This window comes from Neorhizobium alkalisoli (genome assembly GCF_007829835.1).
Taxonomy (GTDB): domain Bacteria; phylum Pseudomonadota; class Alphaproteobacteria; order Rhizobiales; family Rhizobiaceae; genus Neorhizobium.
Genome location: NZ_VIWP01000032.1, coordinates 1 through 2495, shown reverse-complemented (window position 1 = coordinate 2495; position 2495 = coordinate 1). Strand labels below are relative to the sequence as shown.

The window sequence follows — 2495 nt, the reverse complement described above, 5'->3', positions numbered from 1 at the left end:
TGTTGATTTCCACTGAGAGCTGACCCGGCGTTTCCACCGAGAAGTGACCCGCCTTTAGGTATCGTTTGTGCTGGTCGTAGTGGTCAAGGTCCTGCGTTTCTCCTTCGTTGTTTTGGGCTCATGCGCCGAGCTGTTCTTGAAGCGGAAGCTGTCATTTCCGGTTTCAAGGATGTGGCAATGATGGGTAAGCCGATCGAGCAATGCCGTGGTCATCTTGGCATCACCGAACACGCTGGCCCATTCGCTGAAGCTGAGGTTCGTCGTTATGATGACGCTGGTTCGCTCGTAGAGCTTGCTCAGCAGATGGAACAGCATCGCACCGCCTGACGCGCTGAACGGCAAGTATCCAAGCTCATCGAGGATGACGAGATCGGAGTGGACGAGGCGGTTGGCGATCTGGCCGGAGCGCCCTTGCGCCTTTTCCTGTTCCAGCGCGTTGACCAACTCGACCGTCGAGAAGAACCGGACCCGCTTATGGTGGTGCTCGATGGCCTGGACACCGATCGCCGTAGCAATGTGCGTCTTGCCCGTGCCGGGACCGCCGACCAGGACGATGTTGTTGGCGTCGTCGAGGAAGTCGCAGCGATGGAGTTGCTGCACGAGCGCCTCGTTGATCTCGCTGCTGGCGAAGTCGAAGCCATTCAGATCACGATAGGCCGGGAAGCGTGCCGTCTTGAGTTGATATGCGGTCGATCGGACCTCTCGTTCGGCCGTTTCCGCCTTGAGAAGCTGGGACAGGATTGGAATGGCAGCCTCGAACGCCGGCGATCCCTGCTCGGTCAGATCACCGACGGCGTGGGCCATTCCGTGCATCTTCAGTTGCCGCAGCATGATGACGATCGCGCCGCTTGCCGGGTTATGACGCATGGCGAACCTCCGTCTTTCTCAAGGTATCGTATCGTTCGACATTGGCCTTGGGCTCGTTGGTGAGCGTCAGGGCCTGAGGTGCGTCGAGGGTCGGCGGCGTGAAGGTTTTGCCGTCGACGAGGCGATGCAGCAGGTTCAGGACATGCGTCTTCGTCGGAACACCGGACTTCAGTGCCATGTCGACGGCCGAGAGCACTGCCTGCTCGTCGTGCTGGAGAACAAGTGCCAGGATATCGACCATCTCGCGGTCGCCACCTGGCTTCTTGAGCAGATATTGTTGCAAGGTCCGGAATGCTTCGGGAAGCTCGACGAATGGCGCACCGTTGCGAAGAGCACCTGGCTTTCGCTGCACCACCGCCAGATAATGCCGCCAGTCGTAAATGGTCTGTCCCGGCCGGTCATGGGAACGATCGATGACGCGACGGTGCTCGCAAACGATCTGACCTTCCGCCGCGACGACAACACGATCCGGGTAGACGCGAAGGCTTACCGGTCTATTGGCGAAGGATGCCGGAACGCTGTAGCGGTTGCGCTCCAGATGCACGAGGCAGGTAGGTGTGACCCGCTTCGTGTATTCGACAAACCCGTCGAACAGCCTGGAAACGGGCATGAGAGCTGGAGCCTCCTCGGCCCAGATGTCGGCGATGGTGCCACGCATTTGACCATGTGGCGTCTTGGCCCAGAACTCTTTGCTACGTTGCTCAAGCCAATCATTCAGGGCTTCCAGTGATGGAAAGCGAGGGATCGGTTGAAAGAAGCGATGACGCGCATCCTGAACGTTCTTCTCGACCTGTCCTTTCTCCCAGCCGGACGCCGGATTGCAGAACTCGGGCTCAAACACATAATGACTGGCCATCGCCATGAAGCGGACGTTGACGTCTCGCTCTTTGCCACGGCCGACCTTGTCGATCGCGGTGCGCATGTTGTCGTAGATGCCACGGCCGGGGATACCTCCGAACACGCGGAATGCATGATTGTGGGCGTCAAACAGCATCTCGTGCGTCTGCAGCAGATAAGCCCGGACGATGAAGGCCCTGGAGTAGCTCAGCTTCGTATGAGCGACTTGGAGCTTGGTGCGCTCATTACCGATGATCGCCCAATCTTCCGACCAGTCGAACTGGAAGGCTTCGCCGGGTTCGAACGCCAGTGGAACGAAGGTGCCACGGCCGGTCGTCTGCAGTTCCCGCTGTCGATCATCACGCCATTCCCGAGCAAATGCTGCCACGCGATTGTAGGACCCCTCGTAGCCGAGGCTCACCAGATCGGCGTGCAACTGCTTCATCGTCCGCTTCTGCTTGCGGCCCTTCTTGGATTCCGTCTTCAGCCAGGCAGCCAACCGATCCGCAAATGGATCAAGCTTGCTCGGCCGCTCAGGGACCTTGAACTTCGGCTCCACGCCTCCGGCACGCAGGTATTTGCGGATGGTATTCCGGGATAGGCCGGTCCTACGGCAAATCTCCCGGATCGATAGATGCTCTCGAAAATGCCAGCGTCGGATCACGCTCAGTAACGCCATGTCGATCACTCCAGAGCCCCCGCTGAAAACATGCGAGGGACGGTTGAAACATGGGTCAATTCTCAATGGAAATATCGGGCTGCGCCGGGTCAGCTCTCAGTGGAAATCAACA

At 58.8% G+C, this 2495-nt stretch carries 2 protein-coding genes; both read right to left on the bottom strand.

Annotated features, from left to right (window positions below; all coding sequences use genetic code 11):
• Positions 1-54 precede the first annotated feature (54 nt).
• Positions 55-867 (bottom strand): IS21-like element helper ATPase IstB, encoded by an 813-nt coding sequence (gene istB / locus FHW37_RS33325; protein ID WP_145643856.1) that lies wholly within the window; start codon positions 865-867, stop codon positions 55-57.
• A complete protein-coding gene (gene istA, locus FHW37_RS33320) occupies positions 857-2383 on the bottom strand; it encodes an IS21 family transposase (protein WP_145643855.1) in 1527 nt (508 codons plus the stop codon). The genes istB and istA overlap by 11 nt, the downstream gene beginning before the upstream one ends.
• Positions 2384-2495: the final 112 nt, after the last annotated feature.

Excerpts from the sequence above, each read along its gene's own strand:
- istB (WP_145643856.1), bottom strand. The coding sequence starts at position 867 with ATGCGTCATAACCCGGCAAGCGGCGCGATCGTCATCATGCTGCGGCAA.
- istA (WP_145643855.1), bottom strand. The coding sequence starts at position 2,383 with ATGGCGTTACTGAGCGTGATCCGACGCTGGCATTTTCGAGAGCATCTA.